Source organism: Bacteroides sp. OM05-10AA (assembly GCF_003439055.1).
In the GTDB taxonomy this organism is placed as follows: Bacteria; Bacteroidota; Bacteroidia; order Bacteroidales; family Bacteroidaceae; genus Bacteroides; species Bacteroides intestinigallinarum.
On sequence record NZ_QSUR01000031.1, the window covers coordinates 64,037 to 83,375 of the forward strand.

Consider the following 19,339-nt stretch of genomic DNA (forward strand, 5'->3'; position numbering starts at 1 on the left):
TTTATGACAGAGAAGAAGAATCCGGCCGAGAAGAAAAAAAGAGGGCGTAAATCAGAGTACAGAATAGAGTATGCCGATCAAGCTCTAAAGCTTTGTTTGTTGGGTGCAACAGATAAAGAGCTCGCCGAATTCTTCTCTGTTTCAGAGCAAACCTTAAATAAATGGAAAAAAGACTATCCCGAATTTCTTGAGTCCCTAAAAAAAGGAAAGAATATTGCGGATGCGAACGTTGCATCTCGGTTATATAATCGTGCTATCGGTTATTCCTGTAAGGCAACAAAATTTGCAACATCCGAAGGAAGAATAACAGACTCAAAAGAATATATTGAGCATTACCCACCTGATACGACAGCCGCTATATTCTGGCTGAAGAACCGGCAGCCGGAGAAATGGAGAGACAAAAAAGAAGTTGATGCAAATGTGAACCTTGGTGATGAATTGGAAGGATTGAGTGACGAACAACTACAGGCTATAATTGATGGCAAAGAAGAAGAGTAAAAGACAAATATTGATTCGTAAAGCAAAGGCTGCTACCATACTCCGCAAACGAATAGCAAAGAAAGACTTTTGGGCGTTTTGTTTGTACTATGATCCGAAGTTTTTCTCTAAACGTCTGTTCCTAAAAAAGGTCGCAGAAGCGTTCATGCGTGTGTATGAATCATATTCTGCCAGTATAATCTACCGTCTTGCTGTCAGTATGCCGCCACGTGCCGGAAAGTCTTATATATCTTCTCTATTCATTGCCTGGATGTACGGACACTTTCCGGAAGAGTCAGTTATGCGTAACTGTTGTTCGGATACTCTCTATAATAAACTATCATACGACACTCGAGATGTTGTGAAATCTAGGCGTTTTAAAGAAATATTTCCCGATATCCATTTAAAGGGTGATAAGCAGAATGTCAAGAGCTGGAGTGTGGAAGGCGCACGACAAGTATCCTACTTCGGTGGTGGTGTTGGTGGTACCGTTATTGGATTTGGTGCGTCAATGCTCGCCATGACGGATGACTTGTACAAGAGTTTGGAAGATGCATTATCGGATAATAACAATGAAAAGGTATGGTCTTGGAAGCAGGGTACGCATGACTCCCGTATTGAAGGAAGCTGCTGTATGATTGATATTGGTACTCGCTGGTCCTCTAATGATGTCCTTGGACGCATGGAAGAAGCCGGCAAGTACAATGAAATCATTCGTATTGCTGCGCTGGATGAGAATGATGAAACTTTCTGCGCCGATGTTCATACTACAGAATATTACAAGGAATTACGTTCTGAAACAGACGAAAGTATTTGGATGGCCGAGTATATGCAGGAACCGTTCGAGGCCAAAGGGTTACTATTCCCCAAATCGTCTCTCATGCGCTTCAAACTTGCCGATATTGCAGGGAAAAAACCTGATGGAACACTCGGAGCCTGTGATACTGCTGATAAAGGAGATGATGATTTCTGCGCACCATTCGCAAAGGTGTTTGGTCCAAAATACTTCATTACCGATATTCTTTTCACTAAAGATCCTGTCGAAGTCACAGAACCGCGCCTGGCGCAAATGGTTATTGATACAGAGTGCGATCAACTACGTATTGAATCAAACAATGGCGGGCGTATATTTGCTATCAATGTACGCAAACTTGTTACAGCTAAAAAGAAATCGTGTATGATTCAAGCCCGGGCAACAACACAGCACAAGGAAACACGTATCATCATGAAAGCTGGCTGGATAAAGAAGCATTGTGCTTTTCTTGATGAAACAGAATATTCTAAAGGATCAGACTACGGTCGTTTCATGAAAGCGTTTACCAGTTACAAGCGCGAGGGTGATAACGCTCATGACGATGCTCCGGATGGCATGACAATCCTTGCAGAGTTTGCAGAGTCACTTGGCTTGAAATTTAAGAAGCAAACTCGTAAGGTAGGACGCGGATAAGTTCCTTTCTGTGTATATTTTAAGAGAAAAGTATATGCCAGACATTAAGGATATTCTGAAAAATGAAGATTTCGGTAGCATAGTAGGTGATTTATGCGTTGATACCCGTGAGAATCGTAATCCTCGTGAGTATATGGAGGAATACAATGGTGACAGAACCCGACGTAAAGAATCTGTCGGATATCGGGAGCCTAAAAAGATTGCTGTATATTCAGACACAGAAGTAGAAGTTGACCCCGATACAGGAACCGAAAAGCCAATAAGACTAGAGGATAAAACTGTCGATGTAGCAAAAGTTGTAACAAATCTACCTAAAAAGATCGTCCGCACATCTGTTGCTTTTCTGTTTGGCGGTGAAATGACTATCACAGCAGAAGATTCGAACGACGGATTTGATGAGTTTAAGAAAGTCTATAGGCGAAAGCTCAAAATGCAATCGGTATTGAAAGAGTTTGCTCGCAAGGTATTGTCTGAAACCAAAGCAGCTATTGTATTCTATCCGGTCACTAAAGATGATGGAAAAAGCCAGTTGAAGGTTAAGATTCTATCTACTCCCAAGGATAGTAATGTCGAATGTGAGTTTTATCCACACTTTGATGAAGACGACGATATGGACGGCTTTATCTATAAGTACAATGCAGAAGTCAATGGCCGTACTTGCGAATGCGTGAAAGTCTATACGAAAGATGTTATCTACTCCGGTATTATGGACGGTGTTTGGCAAGTGAAAAAGATAAAGAATCGTTTTGGCAAGATTCCGGTAGTATATGCCGAAGTCGATTGTCCGGATTGGGAAGATGTCGCTAATTTGATAGACAAGAAAGAAATGAGACTTTCCCGCCTATCAGATACTAATGACTACTTTTCCGAACCGATACTGAAAACTTATGGTTTGGCTAATCTTCCGAGCAAAGAAACTGTAGGCAAAGAGTTAAACTTTACTATGGAAGTAGATGCGGATACCGGTAATACATATCATGGTGATGCAGATTACTTAGCATGGCAACAGTCCTGTGAATCCGTAACACTTGAACTTAACCAGTTAGATGATGCAATACATTCCGGATCTTCAAGTCCTGATTTATCTATGAGTAAACTAATGGGGCTTGGCAACCTTAGTGGTACCTCACGTCGTTTTATGTTGATTGATGCAGAGATTAAGGCATCTGAACAAATGGAGATATTCGGCCCGGCAGTTCAACGTACAGTGGCAATAGTTCAGGCTGGAATGGCTAATATTACGCACACTAAATATGCATCGCAATTAAATGATAACTACATTGAGGTTGAGTTTGGTAGCATTCTCCCACAAGATCTAGCTGAAGAACTCAAGAACCTTGAAACTGCTTCTCAATTCAATAGCAAGGAAACGATTATAAAGAATTCACCATACACTGACGATGTGGAAACAGAATTGAATCGTAAGAAGCAAGACGAAAAAGAGACTGCACAGAATAATTCATTTATTGGAGCAACTTTATAATCTATGCCCGGACTTTCTTTCTACGATAAACAACATATACAGAAAATTGCTGCACAGCAGGCCGTAATAGCTAATATCTTTAATCAATTTATTCTTTCTGTTTCCCCGTATCTCCATAAATGGTCTGATGCGGGGAAAAATAACGTATGGATACGTAATCAGAGAATAGAGAGTGCAGTTGACCGGGAACTGCTGAATCTTGAATCAATGCTATATGCTAATATCTCTGCATTCCAAAAGGACGGCTGGGATCGAGCAGAAAGAAAGAATGATGATTTTATTTCCCAGTTCATCAAGGGAATGTCTATTTCCAGTGCAACAAAAGATGGTATGTTCGCTCATAGTTTATCTGCATTTGAAACTCTAAAGAACGATATAGATGCTAACGGATTCAAGTTATCTGATAGAGTTTGGAATATTACGCAACAAACGAAATCGCAACTCGAATTCTATCTTGATAGTGGCGTAGTTGCCGGACGTAATGCAAACGGAATCAGTAGCGATATACGGCAAATTTTGCAAAATCCCCAAAAACGCTTTCGCAGGATCCGGAATGAGAAAGGTGAATTGGTATTATCACAACCAATGAAGAATTATCATCCAGGACAAGGTGTTTATCGTTCAGCATATAAGAACGCTCTCCGGACATCTGCTACAACTACGAACATTGCTTATCGTAGTGCGGACTATGAACGTTGGAGCAAACAGGACTTCATATTAGGTATTGAGGTACATCGCTCGGCCAATAATCGAGGACCGTGCAAGATATGTGATGCAATGGTAGGTAAATATCCGAAAACGTTCAAGTTTACAGGCTTTCATCCTTTTTGTATCTGTTTTGCTACTCCTATCACCATGGAACCGGAAGACTTTGCTGATTTCTTGCTGAATGACACAGTTCCGCAAGGCCAAACTATTACGGATATTCCCCAGGCGGCAAAGGATTTCGTCAGCGAAAATAAAGATGGATTACAATCTGCTTTCTGGTACAAGGATAACTTTACCAATGATGGAGGACTACAAAGAGAAATAGTTTCCCAACCTATTACGAATGAAGTTATAAAGGTTTCTAAACCTAAACGTATCAAGACTGATGCAGAGAAAAATGATATTCAAAAAAGATGGGAAGACCGATTTGTAAGAAACTTCAACCAAGCCAAAATAGAACAGAAGATTGGTGTAAAAAAAGGCAAAGAAATGACCTTCGAAGAAGCTAATGAGTTACGGGGAAACATTAATTATGGAAAAGCAAGCGAATATAGTGTAAATTGCCAGTCTTGCGTAGTTGCTAATGAATTGAGGAGACGTGGATATAATGTTACAGCTCTACCAAATCTTCAAAAGACAGGGAACATTCCATATGAGTTATCAATGCGGACCAATTGGGCATGGATCGACCCCAAGACTATGGTTATGCCTAAAAAACAGACTGCAGGAGGCATATATGATATAACAAGATCGGGAGCTTTAAAAAGCAAAAGTATAAAAGAGTTAACCAAAGAATTAGTTGAACTAGTAAAAGAACCGGGAAGATATCATATTGATTTTGCTTGGAAAGGCAAGAATTCTGGGCATATTATTACTCTGGAAAAATTACATAATGGAAAAATAATAATATATGACCCACAAACTGGAAAGATGAAAAATTGGAGAGAACTATCAAAGGAAATAAGTTTGAGATATGGAGTTAATGTATTACGTGTAGACAATTTGTTGGTAAATACTGATATTATTGACGGAATAGTGAAAAAATTATAGTAATGTATCTACATGGTCTTTAGGCATGGAAGTCATTCCCATTATATCTTCTGATTGAGTATATGGTGCTAACGTAGCAACACTATCTTTAACAAGGATAAAGCGAGGATAACCAATACAACATCCTGCATCTTCTTTCCGGGATACTGTATATGCTAAATAGCCGTTCCATTCTCCATAATAGGAAACTTGATCGAATCCATTTTGAAGAGCGAGTTCTTTAGCTTTCTTTCTATATTCTTTCTTCTTATTATCCATGTTGCAAATATAGTCATTGATTCCGGAATAAAATATATAAGCAGGAAAAATTTACTCCCCTTATATTTTAATAGAAAATCGTTATGACAATCATTGATGCAATTAAAAAGGGCTTGAAAGCCGCAGGTGTAAATGAAAAGTACGCTGTAAAGGTTCAGAAACTCTTCAAAATCGAAAAGGAGGATGATATTGATACTTATATTGCCTTGTTCAAAGACAATATTCTTCCTGATCTTGAAAACACATCCGCAATAGAAAAAGCGAAAAAGGATGCTATTGCCGAGTATGAAAAGAACAATGGTTTAAAGGATGGTAAACCTATCAAATCGGCTAAAAAGACTAAGAAAACAGTAAAATCCGAAGACGATGATGAAGAAGACGATGATGAAGACTTCGAAGATTTGCCCGCATCTGTAGTTAGGCTATTGAAAGCCCAACAGAAGCAAATCTCCGAGTTGACCGCATCGGTATCTTCTGTCGTATCAACAGTCACAACTTCCACGAAACAGGCATCAGCCAGAACACTATTTGCAGATGCAAAACTCCCTGAAAAGTGGTTTAACCGTATTGATGTCAATTCTGAAACTTCTGTTGAAGATCAGATTAAAGAGTTGCAAGAAGAATACGCTGAAATCAGACAGTCGGTAATAGATGATGAGGTCGCCGGTGGCGGTTACAAGCCTAATTCCTACAAGCCCAAAGAACGTTCTGAAAAAGAATGGCTAGAACTTATGGAAGACGAAGAAAACTCAAATAATGGAACTGCCAGTCTTGGCCTCGATGAATAATATCTAATAATTAAAAGCTATGTTCAGAAAAAAACAAAAAGAATTTCAGTATGCTCCCGGAATCGAAAAGATTATTGAGGACATTCAGGGCGGTGGTACTATTGCCCGTGCGGAACTGAAGGGAATCATTGATGAACTTCCTCCGCTTGTTATGGTAGGTAAGGATGCTAACGGTCTTTATCATACAGTTAAGACCGGAAGAATTACGGCTGTTGCGGATGCTGATGCAGTAACTATTCAGATAGCAAAGAATCATGTGTTTAAAGTTGGAGAGGCTGTTACTGTTGGTGGTGCCTTAACTGGAGCTGCTGATGTAATCTCTGCAATCGACAAGACCAACCCAGGCTACGATACGATAACCCTTGCTGGACCAATTGGAGCTGCAGAGATAGGTAATGTATTAGTTCTTGTTACTGCCAAAGCTGATGCCAAAGCCGCCAAGTTCAAATATGTACCAGAAGTTATTACAATGAACAAGGTTGATGTAACGGTTGCTAACCAGCAATCAGGACTTCTGGTACGTGGTACTGTAAATGAGGCAGTAATGCCCTACCCTATTGACGAAGCAATGAAGGCATTGCTTCATTTTATCCGTTTTATGTAATCCATTAATTCATAATTATGTATGGAAAGAAGTTTAATTAAACAAGTGAACCGTAAGAATATGGGTGCCCGTCTTAACTCGCGTAAAGTTAAGCCGGTATTCTTCCCTAATTTCTTTGGTGTAAAGCAGAAGAACTCTCTGAAATGGGAAACTCTTACTGGCGAAAAAGGTGCACCGGTTATCGCTGATGTTATTTCATTCGATTCTTCTGCACCGCAAAAGAAACGTGAAGTTATCGGCAAGATGTCAGGTGATATCCCTAAGACTGCCGTAAAACGCGGTATGAACGAAAGCGACTGGAACGAATACCAGCAACTTAGCCGGGATTGTGAAGGTGATGCAGACTTGAAATCAATTCTAGACCTTGCTTTTAAAGATCAAGACTTCGTATATAACGCTGTTCGTGGCCGTTTCGAATGGTGGTGTATGCAATTGATGTCTAAAGGTGGCTTCATTCTCAATTCAAGCAATAACAATGGCATTGTTACCGAAGAATTTGTAGGCTGTGGTATGCCTAATGAAAACAAGAAAGTTGCTGCTGTGGATTGGTCTAAGTCTACAACGGCCGACGGCTTACAGGATATTGAGGACACTGTGGTTGCCGCTTCTGCCGAAGGTGTTACTATCAAATACGTAGTAATGCGCAAAGACAGATTTGCTCTATTGAAGAAGCAAAAGGCTGTTATTGAAAAGGTAAAAGGCTGGATCAATCAGAAAGAAAAACTGACTATCTCCAAAAAGGTTATCAATGAATACCTTGCTGCCCAAGAGAATACGGAAGGTGTCCAGATTGTTCTTGTAAGTCCGTCTGTTCGTATTGAGAATGCTGCTCATCAACGTACTACTGTAAATCCATGGGAATCCGCTAATATTTGTTTCCTGGAAGATTTACAGTGTGGCGACATTCAGCATGGTCCTATCGCAGCAGAACATTCTGTTGAATACAAGAAGAAAGCTACAACGCTGAAAAAAGACTTTGTTTTCATCAGCAAGTGGTCTGAACTGGAACCGTTCAAGGAGTGGACTAAAGCGGAAGCCAACGCAATTCCTGTAATTAATGATCCTGATGCAATGTACATCATGAAAACTGATGGCCAAGCATGGGAAGAAGGTGAAGATACTGAAAAAACAGATGAAGAGTAAACTATATGGCAACAATCAGAGAAACAATACTGGAATATCCTTCTATTGAGGATATGGAAAGCTTCTTAGATAAGGTAGTCTTCGTTAAGCGGGGCATCAACCCCGAAGCGGAATGTACTACTGAAAACATGAAGCAAGTTGGTCTTTGTGTCGCTGATACGTACGCCATGTTAGTAAACTCACAGGATTTCAGTGAGAATAAGCTTTCTATCACTCATCCCCGTTCTTTCTATATCCAGACTGCAAAACAACTGTATATAGAAAACGGGGAACCGGAGAAAGCCGGTAAACTCGGGAAACGAATAATTGTCAAAGGAAAGGCAGGTAATAGATGGTAAAACGATATCCACATACAGCGATAGTCACTATCGACGTTAACGGAAAGACAGTAAACGGTGAATGGGTTCCGGGGAAACCGATTGAAATATCCGTTCCCGGACGTTATGATCCTGTAAGTGATGGTACTGTTGTCTATAAACGTAATTCTGCTGGTGATGAAGCGCAAGTACATGGCTATTTTTACACCAAAATCCAACCGCCGGCAGACAGTAAGTTTTTGCGTTTGAAAGTTGCATCAAAGGGTATTGATGTACCGATTATCTGTTGGGAACCTTATCAATCACATTCAATTATCAACGCATGAAAAACGGCATGACTCCCCTATTCGACCAACATTCACTAGAACGTTGGTTCGATCACTTTCAAAGCAAAGCAGAAAACAAGATACTTGTATTGTTGCAGGCAGGAGGTGAAAAGTTTATCGATATAGCTCGCCGGAACGGCTCATATAAGGACCAGACTGGCAATCTTCGTTCATCTATCGGATATATAATTGCGAAAAACGGAGAAGTGGTTGCAGAGAACTTTACCGAAAGTGAGAAAGGAATTGATAAGACAACCGGTAAATATAAAGGGCGTAGGCTTGCAGAAGAAGTCTCACTGTCTTATACTGGTGGTTATGTATTGGTAGGTGTTGCAGGAATGGAATATGCGGCTGCCGTGGAAGCTAAAGGATATGAAGTCGTTTCAGGGGCTAATACGCAATGTGAGAAGTATCTAAGGGATACGTTGAAATCAGTTTTTAGCAAGATTTGATTATGGATGAATTTGACGCTGTAGATATAGTTTATAATGCTGTGGCCGCTGCGGGCACCGATGTTATGATTTACAAAGACAAATCGGAAGCAGGCTTGACCAATGAACATATCGTTATCAATCATCTACAATTGAATGAACTCGACTTCATTAATAAAGTGCCTATTAACGTCAACATCTTTGTCCCTTTGAATGAAAATGGTATGCACCAACGTCAACGCATGAAGGAAATTAAGCGTAAGGTGCGGAAGTCGCTTGATTCAATCAATAGTAATGACGGTGTATGTAAAGAAGTGACAGTTCTCTGGAGTGTTCCAATGCCGGACTTGAAAGAGAAATTCGCTTGTACAAATATTAGATTAGAAATTTTAATAGATCAATAATTATGACAGGAGAAGTAAGACCTATCGCTATGGGCGTAGGTAAAATTAAATTTGGAACAGTCGGAGACGGTGTTCCAGGAGCGGACCTCAAAGATTTTCCTCTTCCGACAAAAGGAAGTGTAGTATTCAACTTTGCGGATCCTAAAGAAGTAAAAGTCGAAACGGAAGGAAGCGATGAACCTTTGTATGTTGAATTTGTAAAAGATACAACAGATTACATCGAGCTCTCTATTCCTACTCCTTCTAACGAAGTACTTAAAGAGTTAGCAGGTGGTGAGATTGATACAGCTGACGGAAGAAACATCTGGAAGAAACCAATCAACGTTCCTTCTATCTCAAAGACATTCCAGTGTGAAACATTACCCAAAAACGGTAAAAAGGTAGTTTATACCGTAGTTAATGGTAAGATTACTTCTAAGATCTCACAAGCTCCCGGTTCCGAGCAAGCGGAGTTGTTACTTGTACGTGTATATATGCAGGCAGCTATTACAGCTTCCGGAGAAAAAAAGGCTGCTTTTATGCGTGAAGTTATAAGCGTGTCTGAAGGCGGAGAAGCCCCGGAAAATCCAGCAAATCCCGAAGGCGAAGAAGTAGTAGAGTAAAAAATGGTTTCCTGTGTAGCTTAGTTGGTTAAAGCACTACATTAGTAGAAACCGGTGGTTCGAATCCACTCACAGGAACAAACTATTTGAAGGATGGAGCCGAAAGTATTAAAGGTTAGTCGCGAATAACTGGACATATTGTCAGGAAGTACAACTGACTAGGCTCCTTGATGAAATTTATGAGTATAAAAAACTTATTCCAACAAGAATCTGATTCTGTTACAGAACAACCTGTAAGAATCCCATTTGATTTCTCTAACCGAGATTCTATTCCTAATGGAAAGGACCCAGGTAATAGTATTGTAATAAAACCAATTACCGTCCGGACATGGTTTAGAATTCGTCCGCTTCTTCTTGAAATTGAAAAAGAAGATATTGATAGGATGATTGTAAAAAAGGGAGAGCTGCCAGAAGATTTTCCCAAAATTATGGATAAGTACGGAGAACTGCTTCTTGATATCGTATGCTTAGGTATTCATAATAAGCCAAGTGATCCGCCAAAATGGTTTAAACAAGCTCTTGCAGACAATTCCACATGGGAAGATATACGCATATTATTCAATGCAATTATATATCGAATAGGATATCACCCTTTTTGTACCTCTATCACGATGCTTCGGAACGTGAGCCCATTGCGAGAGACGGAGATAATAGCCGCTCGGAAAAATCTACAAAGCTGGAAGGATACAACCAAAGTAGATTCTTAGTTATTGTAAAAGAAGCTCTAGGATTGACTTTTAATGAGACGCTGGATAGTAGCTATGGATTAATAGAGATATTGCTTCAGGAGTACTCCTTTGTAATGAGGGAGCGAAATAAAACGACTGATGAAGACGGAGAAGTCGAAGGACGAGACTATGAATGGATAGAGCTACCAAGTTTTGATAATCCAAACGAGAAGATCCGGATGAAAAGATATTATGATATTAACGGGAAAGTCAAAAGATAAAGTAATTTGCCATTGTGTTTATATATTAGGTTAACTGTTTTTTTATTAAATTGATTTAGAGTTGTTTTTGGTCCCTTGTGTCTGTGAAGATACAGGGGATTATTTTTTCATTTCTTGAAGCATCTGATTGAGAGAAGCATTATCCTGCTGTAGATTTTTAATCAATCTTTTCTGATAAGAGAGCATCCCTTCAATTCTTCCTTCACTCTTCCCTTTCTCGTAGGCAGCTTTAATCTCTTCTTCCGTATAGCTACTTTTATTCGCTATGGATACGTTTTCATTTTCCTTGGTCATGGCGCTAATGAATAGTGATTTATATATTATAGAAAAAGGCTATCTCTCCCCTTTTATTCCGACCAAGGAACATAATCTTTCATTTACACTAGGGACTATGCAGCAAAGGGAATTGATAGCCTATATTGTGATATTGTAGGCTTGTCAACTCCCTAGAGTAAATTAAAAACTGTTCCTTGGTCTTAGAACACTGCAAAGATGCTCATTCTTCCTGAAATAGCCAAATTTTGGCTCCTCTTTATATTTTAAGAATAAATGCTATATGGGTATTCAAAACAAAGATGGAGCGTTGTATTTCGCAACAGGCATAGATAATTCAGGACTATATTCCGGGCGTCAGGAAGCGATGGGAATCATTAAGGCAATGGCCAGTGAAATTACCGCTTTCGATGTATTCGGTGGGATCGGCATTAGTGCAGGTATCGCATTTGCCAGAGCTGCCAAAGGTGCATACGACTTTGAAAAACAGTTTCAACAAAGCATGAAAGAAGTTGCTACTCTTTCAAATGGAATTAAAGGCAGCTTAACGGATTACATGAATCAAGTTATGGAGATAACTCGTACTATCCCCGTTGAAGCAAACGAAGCAGCCAAAGCTCTCTATCAGATCGTATCTGCCGGACATGACGGAGCCAACGGAATGAAAGTGTTGGAAGCATCCGCAAAAGCTGCTGTTGGTGGAGTAACCGATACTGCTACTGCAGCTGATGCTATTACTACAGTTCTAAATGCTTATAAATTGGATGCTTCTAAAGCCCAGGAAGTTTCGGACCAGTTATTTACCACCGTTCGATTAGGTAAGACTGATTTCGGTCAACTAGGCAAAAGTATAGCCCAAGCAGCACCTATTGCTGCATCATTTGGCATTGATATAAAAGAAGTCCTGGGCGCAGTAGCATCAATCACCAAACAAGGTGTTCCCACTTCGGAAGCAATGACGAAAATACGTGCTGCTATCTTAGGTACAGCCAACCAGTTGGGAGACGCTGCATTCAAAGGACGTACTTTCCAAGAAGCATTACAACTTATTTATGACAAAGCAGGCGGTTCATCAACCAAAATGAAAGAATTGTTGGGTACCGATGAAGCACTCCAAGCTGCTTTAATGCTTACTGGTGAAAAGGCCAAGGAAGCAGCTTCCGATCTAGACGAAGTTAATAATTCTGCCGGTGCAGCAGAAGCAGCCTTTAAAGAAATGGCTTCATCTGCCGAAAATCAAATGAAACTACTTGGCAATAATATAACAGCTACCCTTCGTCCCCTTGGAAAAGAGATTTTAAAACAAATATCAAGTGCCGCACAATCAATAAACAAGGCATTTGATAATGGAAATGCACAGGAATCATTAAAAACTATTGGTGCCCTAATAGTTACCGTTACTACGGCTCTCGCTGGATATAAAGGAAGTATTTTGGCTGTAAGTACCGCTAAACAAGTACATGCAACAGTTACAGCTATTGTTAACAAGCAGCGGACTATTGAAGCGGCTAACTTGGTATTGACTAAAGGCATGTATGCCGTTGAAGCTGCAATGATTGCCAAAAACACATCTGCACGTGTTTTATTGACAAAAGCTCTCAAAGCCCAAACGATTGCACAATTAAAAAATGCAGCAGCGATGTTAACCAACCCTTATGTGCTGGCTGCCGCTGCATTTGCAACGCTTGGTTACGCAATATACCATGTGGTAACGGTTGAGACAGAAGCTGAAAAAGTACAGAGAAAATATAATGAAGCATGCAAAGCATATACCGAACAAGCTGATAATTTGAAAAAAAGTGCTACAGATTTACTTTCAACGATACGCGATGAGACTTCTGCAAATTATGAGAAAGTTATAGCATATAATAAGCTTCAAAGCATTATGCCAAATATTTTTAAGAATATGGATATTGAAAAACTTAAATTGATGGATATCCTTTCTTTAAATAAGATGATCGCAGAAGAAGTTCAGAGACGTGCACGAATTGGAGCACAAACCAAATTGATTATGGCTCAACGTAATTATGACTCAATTCAGGCTTTAATTGCTGAAGATTCAAAACGTGGAACTTATTCCGGACAATATGACATACAACTTGGCAGGGCTAAAATAGAAGTTGATGCAGCTCAAAAGGTTGTAGATAATATTGCAAAGATTCAAAAACAAGCGAAAGAAGAAGATGAAAAAGAAAAGGAAAAGTCGGAGATTCAAAATAAAGCCTTTTGGACCAAGCAAAAAGATGATGCAACGAAAGCACTAGATTCAATAGCTTCGGCTCAAAAGAAATTGATGGATGCTGGAAATTTCAAAGGGATTGATGCTACTGTCGTTACTGCCTACAAAGAAAACATCAAAAAGCTAAAAGAAGCAGAGAAAGAGTTAAAAGTTTATGATTCATTTTCCAAGCAAGATGATAAGGCACAAAAATTACGTGAAGAACAAGAAAAATATAAACTCCTGTTAGAGAAACAGAAGTTTGACCAGGAACGAATGAAAGAAGATTCAGCAAATGAACTTGAACAGATTGAAATCAATAAACTTAAAGAAAGCAGTGAAAAGGTTCTAAGGCAAAGAGCACTCAATCATCGGCTAGAATTACAGGCTATTAAGCGCGAAACCGAGGATAAGAAACGGAAAGTAATAGAAGATGCACGAGCTGCTTTTGAAATCAATCCTCAAAATAAAAAGAAGGTTTTTAATGCAGATGTTTTCATCAATTCAGAATCTACGAAAAAACTGTTTGCTTCATTCGATAATATAGCAAAAGAAGCTACAATCGCTACCAATACAAAGTTTGATCGCGGAGATGATTTATCTGACCTGTTGAATCAGTATCAGGATTATACAGACCAGCGTCTTGCGATTGAACGAAAATTTAATGAGGATATTGCAACGTTACAGGAACAGCGTAAACAAGCTACGAAGAATGGAGATACAAATCAGGTAGAACAGATAGACCGTTCCATTGCTCAAGCAACGAAAAATAAGGGAATGGAGTTAATGAAACTGGACTACGATAAGTTGAAAGAATCCCCAGAATATGTTCGCGCCTTCGAAAACTTGAAAGAAACTTCTTCCGAAACTCTTAATTCCCTTTTAACGCAATTAGAGAATGCAAAGAGTACAGCGGCACAAGTTCTATCTCCTGATCAACTTCGCGAATATACGAGTACAATTCAATCCATCATGGACGAATTGGATTCCCGTAATCCGTTTCAGTCATTATCTGATAAGAAGAAAGAACTAGCGGAAGCTGAAGAAGAGCTAGCCAATGCGCAAATCGAGTTAGAAAATGCTCGGATAAAAGCCGAGGCTGTGAAAGGAGGTGCTAAATTTGAGAATGGGATCAAATCCTCTAAATACAATCCGGAAACAGGTAAAATAGAATCGACTAAAGCCTATTTATCCGAAGCGCAGGCCTTGGAGCAAGTTAAAAAGAAAACTGAAAACTACAACGCAGCAAAAGATAAGGTTGTCAAGAAAGACAACCAAGTTAAAAAGGCAGAGAAAGAAGTCAGAGCACAGATATCAGAACTAGCGGACACAATAGATGAACTTGGAAAAACGATCGGTGGACCTGCTGGAGAAATTATCTCTTTGATTGGTAATATCGGAGCATTTACAATGACTGCTATGTCTGGCGTTGAATCAGCAGCAAATACATCAGCGAACGCTATTAGTACAGTTGAAAAAGCGTCTGTTATTCTTGCGATCATTGGCGCAGCAATGCAGGTAGCAATGAAAATCTTTGATTTGTTCGGAAAAGACGATACAACGGAGAAATACGAGAAAGCGAAAGAAACGTATGAGTCTTATATCAGTATTCTTGATAGAGTAATCGAAAAGCAACTGGAATTAGCTGAAACTCTTACAGGAGATAATGCCAATGCAGCCTATGAAAAAGCGCTTAAAATGGTAAAATTGCAAAGTGAAAATGCTAGGGTTTTAGGACAACAGTATCTAAATTCTGGTGCTTCTGGAAAATCACACTCGAAGGGATATAGTGAAGTTGAAGATATGTCCTGGGAAGGTTGGAAACAAGCAGCGGACACACTAGGAATGTCTATTGATGATTTCAAAAAGAAAATGGGCGGACGTATGACCGGTCTATTTGATTTGACAGATGATCAACTTGCAAAGCTTCAGGAGAATGCAGGCATATTTTGGTCACAACTAGATTCCGATACACAAAAATTTGCCGATCAAATAGCAAATGGTGTCGCAAAGGTTGCGGAAGTATTAGAACAACAAATTGCTGATACGACTCTTATTGATTACAGTTCTCTCCGCTCTGACTTCCAAGACTTGCTTACTGATATGGACGCCGATAGTGCTGATTTTGCAGACAACTTCGAAGAATATATGAGAAATGCCATTCTTAATTCCATGCTTAAGGAGGATTATATGGACCGGTTGATTGAATGGAGGGAAAAGCTATATAATGCAATGGATGATGGTATGACCGAGGATGAATATAATGCATTGAAAGCCGAAGGCCAACAGATTGCCAATGAAATGAAAGCTAAACGCGATGCATTATCAGAAATATATGGTTTTGGCAAAGATGATGATGAAGAACGTGAGGCATCAAAGAAAGGATTTGCTTCTATGTCGCAAGACTCTGCAGATAAGCTAGACGGTAGTTTTGCTGTTATGATCTCTCATACATATTCAATTAATGAAGGTGTAAAGCATCTCCAGTCTAATTCGGATAAAATAGCGGAAAAACTCGCATATCTTTCAAATTTGGATAAATATATGGGAGAAATAATGAAATACAATGATATTGTTATCACTTATCTATCTGATATAAGCAGCCATACAGCACGGCTTGAAGCGATTGAAAAAGCCATAGAGTCTATAAAGCTGGGTATTGATACATTAAACACAAAAGGCATAATACTGAAGCGATGAAAGGACAATTACTAATAGATGAATTAGATATGTATACCAAACACGGTATTTCAATTATAAAGGGGAGCTACAATAATCTTGTTGCCTTCCCTACTTTGAAAGATCCGGAGAAAAACGACTGGCCGGAGGAAGACGGACAAGAATTTGATCTTTCTGTGGTTGCCCTCGACACAAGCGAAATTAGTATAGAATTTGGCTTTAGAGATGACTTGGGATTTGGTGGATTAATAGCGCTCCTTTCCGATATGGGATACCATAATTTCCGTTTTCCGATTCTTGGTAAAACATATCGTTTACGTTTGTTATCACAGAATAGCTATACAATTTATCCTAGACTTGAAATAGCGAAGATAGTTTTTGCAAACGATTTTCCTCATGAAGCAAATTATGAATATCAGGACCCTGTTAATTCTATCGCTATGCCAAAGGGTTATGAAATAGACAATAAAGATTTGTCCGATTATGGCGTAATAGTTCTTCCAGGTAGTAATGCCGAGATATTGAAAACTCCGGCAGTAAAAAAGAACCTATTGCAGAATTTCAAACGTCAAGATGGAGCAATCTATGACGGTGAAGTTGTGAAATTCCAAACCAAAGAAGTATCTCTCAAATGCCTGATGCGGGCCGGGACGATTGAAGCGTTCTGGCGTAATCGCAATGCCCTACTCTATGATCTCACAAAACTGTCTGCTAAGGTCGATGATGAAGGATATGAGTATTCTGATGCTGAACGTATATTTTATTGTGATGAGTGGAGTGAAAGCTATCCTTGCTATTATAAGAGTTGCCAGACAAACAATTTTCTTCTTAATAATGGGGTATGGTGGGAATTTACCTTGAAACTTGTATTTACTAGTTTCCGGATTGGAGAAACAGACTTCCTGCTTGCATCCGAAGCAGGAGAATTTATCATAACAGAAGATGGAATATTTTATATTGACTTAAAAAATTATGCCAATTAAAAAGAAAAAAATCAGCGAATTAACGCTTGCTGATAGCATGGTAGGATTGTACACTATTGGCGTTAAAATGGTGAATGGCGTACAAACAAGTGTAAAAGTTAGTCTTGAATTCATAAAGAAAGCCTATGATGACGTAGTTGCAGCAACAAAGAAGGCCAATGACGCAGCAAAGGCGGCTGATGATTCCCGAACCCAAATAGAAGCGAATGAAGATACTCGACAACGCAATGAAGCTACTCGTATCGATGCTGAAAGAAATCGTTCAAATGAAGAACAAGCCCGGTCAGCTGCAGAATCAGTACGTATCATAAATGAGAATACCCGTAAAGCAGAGGAAGCAGCTCGTGCGACCGCTGAAGGGCAACGTGTATCTGCAGAACTTAGCCGCGTTGAAACAGAAAATAAACGAGTGTCAGATGAACAAGCACGTAAAAGTAATGAAGATGCACGTAAGACCGCTGAAACAGGACGTTCTTCTGCAGAATCGGAACGTGTGAAGGAAGAAGACAAACGAAAAGCGGCTGAAACAACACGTTCTACAGCTGAAACAGATCGCGTAACAGCCGAAGATGAACGAAAAGAAGCCGAATCCACGAGAGAAACGAATGAAACTGCACGTGTGATAGCCGAAGATAATCGCGTTACTGTCGAATCTGAACGCGTATCTGCTGAAACAGACCGTAAATCAGCAGAGACAGCCCGAGTATCAGAAGAAAACAAAAGAAAGTCCGCTGAAACAGAACGTAAATCAGCGGAGACAGCCCGGGTATCCGAAGAAAATAAAAGAAAGCAAAATGAAGATACCCGCAAAGCTGCAGAAGATACTCGTTCCTCAAATGAGACTAGGCGTATCTCTGCTGAAACAGAACGTGTAGAAGCCGAATCCCAACGTAAGTCAGAGTATAGCGGTATTATACAAGAAATGACATCTGCTACAGGAGATGCTACCGCACAACTAGAACTTGTAAAAAAAGCTACGAATGATGCAAATGTTGCCAAAAACGCATCAGTTGAACAGACTGCTCTTGCAAAGAAAGCTACTAATGACGCTAACGCAGCAATTATAAGTATTAATGCTGCCAAAGAAGAAACCCAACAAGCAACAGAAGAGGCTAACGCTGCCAAAGTTGCATCGGAAGCCCAAACAGCTTTAGCGAAAAAAGCTACTGATGATGCTAATACAGCCAAAAACGCATCAGTAGCGCAAACAGCTCTTGCTAAAGCTGCCACAGATAGCGCAAATGCGGCAGCACAGGCCGCCAATAACGCAGTTTCTGGAGTTGATGCTAAAGTAAAAGCTGCAGTGGATGCACTTGTAGCTGGAGCACCGGAGGCCCTCGACACGCTTATTGAATTGGCTAATGCTCTTAATAATGATCCGAACTTCGCCGCTACCATGGCAACAGAGTTAGGGAAGAAAATCAACGTTTCCGATATTGTCAATAACCTAACAAGTGGTGGTACTGGCAAGGTCCTTTCTGCCGAACAAGGGAAGGTTTTGAAAGCAGCTTTGGATACACATAACCATGCAGGAATATACGAACCTGTATTCTCAAAAAATACAGCTTTCAATAAGAACTTTGGCACAACTTCCGGAACTGTTTGCCAAGGAAATGATAGTCGACTAAGTGACGCACGTACACCTAAAGCGCATACTCATAATAAGTTTGAAATAAGTGATTTTCCAACTTCTATGCCAGCAAGCGATGTGCCTGCATGGGCGAAAGCTGCAAGTAAACCATCTTATACAGCTTCCGAGGTTGGTGCGTCCCCGTCGAATCATACTCATACAGGGGTCTATCAGCCAGCAGGAAGTTATGCAGCGAGTTCGCATAAACACGAAGCAACGGATATTACTCCGGATAGTACTCACCGCTTTGTTACTGATGCAGAAAAAAGCACTTGGAATGGTAAAGCTGCAGGTAATCATAACCACGATTCAGCATATCAACCTAAAGGTAATTATGCACTGTCTTCACATAAGCATACAGCAACAGATGTGACCGAGGATGCTACACACCGATTTGTAACAGATTCTGATAAAACAAATTGGAATGGAAAAGCGGCAGGAAACCATAACCATTCAGGAGTATATCAACCGGTTGGTAATTATGCACCTGCTTCGCATAAGCATGCAGCGTCAGAAATAAATGAAGATGCCACACACAGGTTTATGACGGACGAGGAACGGGAAAAACT

The 19,339-nt window shown here is 39.9% G+C and carries 19 protein-coding genes and 1 tRNA gene; 18 read left to right on the forward strand and 2 right to left on the reverse strand.

Annotation, left to right across the window (positions count from 1 at the left end; all coding sequences use genetic code 11):
- Positions 1–3 precede the first annotated feature (3 nt).
- The 4 genes from DXB58_RS20825 to DXB58_RS20840 are packed head-to-tail and all read left to right on the forward strand — an operon-like array spanning position 4 to position 5,165.
- Positions 4–498 (forward strand): helix-turn-helix domain-containing protein, encoded by a 495-nt coding sequence (locus DXB58_RS20825; RefSeq protein ID WP_117980002.1) that lies wholly within the window; start codon positions 4–6, stop codon positions 496–498.
- Positions 479–1,924, forward strand: a complete 1,446-nt coding sequence (terL, locus tag DXB58_RS20830) for a phage terminase large subunit (RefSeq protein WP_181982077.1) — start codon at positions 479–481, stop codon at positions 1,922–1,924. Before DXB58_RS20825 ends, terL begins: the two co-directional genes overlap by 20 nt.
- 34 nt (positions 1,925–1,958) lie before the next feature.
- Positions 1,959–3,407, forward strand: a complete 1,449-nt coding sequence (locus tag DXB58_RS20835; protein WP_122138137.1) for a phage portal protein — start codon at positions 1,959–1,961, stop codon at positions 3,405–3,407.
- Positions 3,408–3,410: 3 nt separating this feature from the next.
- Complete coding sequence (locus DXB58_RS20840) at positions 3,411–5,165, forward strand: toxin glutamine deamidase domain-containing protein (protein ID WP_117980005.1); 1,755 nt, start codon at positions 3,411–3,413, stop codon at positions 5,163–5,165.
- Here DXB58_RS20840 and DXB58_RS20845 read toward each other — a convergent pair.
- A complete protein-coding gene (locus tag DXB58_RS20845; protein WP_008998658.1) occupies positions 5,160–5,423 on the reverse strand; it encodes a hypothetical protein in 264 nt (87 codons plus the stop codon). The genes DXB58_RS20840 and DXB58_RS20845 overlap by 6 nt on opposite strands.
- Positions 5,424–5,506: 83 nt before the next feature.
- Here DXB58_RS20845 and DXB58_RS20850 point away from each other — a divergent pair, with 83 nt between their 5' ends.
- The 11 genes from DXB58_RS20850 (at position 5,507) to DXB58_RS20900 (ending at position 10,987) form a co-directional block, all read left to right on the forward strand.
- Positions 5,507–6,211 (forward strand): hypothetical protein, encoded by a 705-nt coding sequence (locus DXB58_RS20850; RefSeq protein WP_117980006.1) that lies wholly within the window; start codon positions 5,507–5,509, stop codon positions 6,209–6,211.
- Between the two features lie 19 nt (positions 6,212–6,230).
- Positions 6,231–6,815 (forward strand): hypothetical protein, encoded by a 585-nt coding sequence (locus DXB58_RS20855; RefSeq protein WP_117980007.1) that lies wholly within the window; start codon positions 6,231–6,233, stop codon positions 6,813–6,815.
- Positions 6,816–6,836: 21 nt separating this feature from the next.
- The gene (locus DXB58_RS20860) at positions 6,837–7,958 is read left to right on the forward strand and encodes a major capsid protein (protein WP_008998661.1); all 1,122 of its coding nucleotides are present in this window, start codon (positions 6,837–6,839) and stop codon (positions 7,956–7,958) included.
- Between the two features lie 5 nt (positions 7,959–7,963).
- Positions 7,964–8,296, forward strand: a complete 333-nt coding sequence (locus tag DXB58_RS20865) for a hypothetical protein (RefSeq protein ID WP_117980008.1) — start codon at positions 7,964–7,966, stop codon at positions 8,294–8,296.
- Positions 8,290–8,601: a hypothetical protein gene (locus DXB58_RS20870; RefSeq protein ID WP_117980009.1), complete on the forward strand. Its 312-nt coding sequence runs from the start codon at positions 8,290–8,292 to the stop codon at positions 8,599–8,601. The genes DXB58_RS20865 and DXB58_RS20870 overlap by 7 nt, the downstream gene beginning before the upstream one ends.
- Positions 8,598–9,053, forward strand: coding sequence for an HK97 gp10 family phage protein (locus DXB58_RS20875; RefSeq protein ID WP_117980010.1), 456 nt, complete (start codon positions 8,598–8,600; stop codon positions 9,051–9,053). The genes DXB58_RS20870 and DXB58_RS20875 overlap by 4 nt, the downstream gene beginning before the upstream one ends.
- Before the next feature lie 2 nt (positions 9,054–9,055).
- Positions 9,056–9,436, forward strand: coding sequence for a hypothetical protein (locus tag DXB58_RS20880; protein WP_117980011.1), 381 nt, complete (start codon positions 9,056–9,058; stop codon positions 9,434–9,436).
- A 2-nt stretch (positions 9,437–9,438) separates the two neighbouring features.
- Positions 9,439–10,038, forward strand: a complete 600-nt coding sequence (locus DXB58_RS20885) for a hypothetical protein (protein WP_117980012.1) — start codon at positions 9,439–9,441, stop codon at positions 10,036–10,038.
- Between the two features lie 9 nt (positions 10,039–10,047).
- A tRNA-OTHER gene (locus DXB58_RS20890) sits at positions 10,048–10,116 on the forward strand.
- Between the two features lie 101 nt (positions 10,117–10,217).
- A complete protein-coding gene (locus tag DXB58_RS20895) occupies positions 10,218–10,745 on the forward strand; it encodes a hypothetical protein (RefSeq protein ID WP_008998667.1) in 528 nt (175 codons plus the stop codon).
- A 23-nt stretch (positions 10,746–10,768) separates the two neighbouring features.
- A complete protein-coding gene (locus DXB58_RS20900; protein ID WP_229030923.1) occupies positions 10,769–10,987 on the forward strand; it encodes a hypothetical protein in 219 nt (72 codons plus the stop codon).
- 99 nt (positions 10,988–11,086) lie between these two features.
- On the opposite strand, the gene DXB58_RS20905 is transcribed toward DXB58_RS20900, so the two are convergent.
- Positions 11,087–11,281 (reverse strand): hypothetical protein, encoded by a 195-nt coding sequence (locus tag DXB58_RS20905; RefSeq protein WP_008998668.1) that lies wholly within the window; start codon positions 11,279–11,281, stop codon positions 11,087–11,089.
- Positions 11,282–11,543: 262 nt separating this feature from the next.
- Between DXB58_RS20905 and DXB58_RS20910 the strand changes: the two genes are divergently transcribed.
- The 3 genes from DXB58_RS20910 to DXB58_RS20920 form a co-directional block, all read left to right on the forward strand.
- Positions 11,544–16,178: a phage tail tape measure protein gene (locus tag DXB58_RS20910; protein ID WP_117980013.1), complete on the forward strand. Its 4,635-nt coding sequence runs from the start codon at positions 11,544–11,546 to the stop codon at positions 16,176–16,178.
- A complete protein-coding gene (locus DXB58_RS20915; protein WP_117980014.1) occupies positions 16,175–17,140 on the forward strand; it encodes a hypothetical protein in 966 nt (321 codons plus the stop codon). The genes DXB58_RS20910 and DXB58_RS20915 overlap by 4 nt, the downstream gene beginning before the upstream one ends.
- Positions 17,130–19,339: hypothetical protein (locus DXB58_RS20920; RefSeq protein ID WP_233527335.1), on the forward strand; the 2,210-nt coding region annotated here is incomplete at its 3' end. The genes DXB58_RS20915 and DXB58_RS20920, both read left to right, overlap by 11 nt.

Excerpts from the sequence above, each read along its gene's own strand:
- terL (WP_181982077.1), top strand. The coding sequence starts at position 479 with ATGGCAAAGAAGAAGAGTAAAAGACAAATATTGATTCGTAAAGCAAAG.
- DXB58_RS20870 (WP_117980009.1), top strand. The coding sequence starts at position 8,290 with ATGGTAAAACGATATCCACATACAGCGATAGTCACTATCGACGTTAAC.
- DXB58_RS20915 (WP_117980014.1), top strand. The coding sequence starts at position 16,175 with ATGAAAGGACAATTACTAATAGATGAATTAGATATGTATACCAAACAC.
- DXB58_RS20860 (WP_008998661.1), top strand. The coding sequence starts at position 6,837 with ATGGAAAGAAGTTTAATTAAACAAGTGAACCGTAAGAATATGGGTGCC.
- DXB58_RS20855 (WP_117980007.1), top strand. The coding sequence starts at position 6,231 with ATGTTCAGAAAAAAACAAAAAGAATTTCAGTATGCTCCCGGAATCGAA.
- DXB58_RS20865 (WP_117980008.1), top strand. The coding sequence starts at position 7,964 with ATGGCAACAATCAGAGAAACAATACTGGAATATCCTTCTATTGAGGAT.
- DXB58_RS20895 (WP_008998667.1), top strand. The coding sequence starts at position 10,218 with ATGAGTATAAAAAACTTATTCCAACAAGAATCTGATTCTGTTACAGAA.
- DXB58_RS20880 (WP_117980011.1), top strand. The coding sequence starts at position 9,056 with ATGGATGAATTTGACGCTGTAGATATAGTTTATAATGCTGTGGCCGCT.
- DXB58_RS20850 (WP_117980006.1), top strand. The coding sequence starts at position 5,507 with ATGACAATCATTGATGCAATTAAAAAGGGCTTGAAAGCCGCAGGTGTA.
- DXB58_RS20845 (WP_008998658.1), bottom strand. The coding sequence starts at position 5,423 with ATGGATAATAAGAAGAAAGAATATAGAAAGAAAGCTAAAGAACTCGCT.
- DXB58_RS20825 (WP_117980002.1), top strand. The coding sequence starts at position 4 with ATGACAGAGAAGAAGAATCCGGCCGAGAAGAAAAAAAGAGGGCGTAAA.
- DXB58_RS20885 (WP_117980012.1), top strand. The coding sequence starts at position 9,439 with ATGACAGGAGAAGTAAGACCTATCGCTATGGGCGTAGGTAAAATTAAA.
- DXB58_RS20905 (WP_008998668.1), bottom strand. The coding sequence starts at position 11,281 with ATGACCAAGGAAAATGAAAACGTATCCATAGCGAATAAAAGTAGCTAT.
- DXB58_RS20840 (WP_117980005.1), top strand. The coding sequence starts at position 3,411 with ATGCCCGGACTTTCTTTCTACGATAAACAACATATACAGAAAATTGCT.
- DXB58_RS20910 (WP_117980013.1), top strand. The coding sequence starts at position 11,544 with ATGGGTATTCAAAACAAAGATGGAGCGTTGTATTTCGCAACAGGCATA.
- DXB58_RS20875 (WP_117980010.1), top strand. The coding sequence starts at position 8,598 with ATGAAAAACGGCATGACTCCCCTATTCGACCAACATTCACTAGAACGT.
- DXB58_RS20835 (WP_122138137.1), top strand. The coding sequence starts at position 1,959 with ATGCCAGACATTAAGGATATTCTGAAAAATGAAGATTTCGGTAGCATA.